This is a genomic window from Streptococcus sp. VTCC 12886 (genome assembly GCF_049893425.1).
GTDB classification, from domain to species: Bacteria; Bacillota; Bacilli; order Lactobacillales; family Streptococcaceae; genus Streptococcus; species Streptococcus suis_AA.
In genome coordinates this window covers 1-522 of sequence record NZ_JBMVJB010000084.1, presented here as the reverse complement: position 1 = coordinate 522, position 522 = coordinate 1, and the positions used below count along the sequence as shown (strand labels likewise).

Here is a 522-nt window from a genome sequence, read left to right as displayed (position 1 = left end):
AAAAAAATATGGCACATACATTGACAACAGATGACAGTAAAGGCGTTGTTGTTGGAACGATTTATACAAATGTCTCTAAACGATTTCAAAGAGGAATTTACAAAGATTTGAGTAGAACAGTCAAAGCCAACAATCATGATTTAGCAGTCGTTATAGGAGCTAGTAGAGGACGAGACCCTAAAAATCCAAGTGATAGAAAGGCAGGAAATAGCAATTTGGAACAAAGACTAGAAATTAACAAAAACGGAACGAGTAACACAATTACTTCTGTCCAAAAAGATAACTACGCAGTTGAACTTCCAGAGTACCGCATTCGTAAATTAACACCAAAAGAGTGTTGGAGACTAATGGGTTGTAGTGATGAAGATTTTGAAAAAGCAGAACAAGTAAATAGCAACACACAATTATACAAACAAGCAGGCAATGCGATTGTGGTAGATGTGCTAGAAGCTATTTTCAACCAGTTGTTTTTGAAAAGCGGAACAGATGACGATATATGATTTTTTGGGGGAACTATGATAC

Annotated in this window: 1 protein-coding gene; it reads left to right on the top strand. The window is 36.0% G+C overall.

Features of this window, described 5'->3' with window-relative positions; translation table 11 throughout:
* Positions 1–500 (top strand): DNA cytosine methyltransferase (locus ACPC57_RS11615; protein WP_434067009.1); only part of this gene is annotated, 500 nt, incomplete at its 5' end.
* Positions 501–522: the final 22 nt, after the last annotated feature.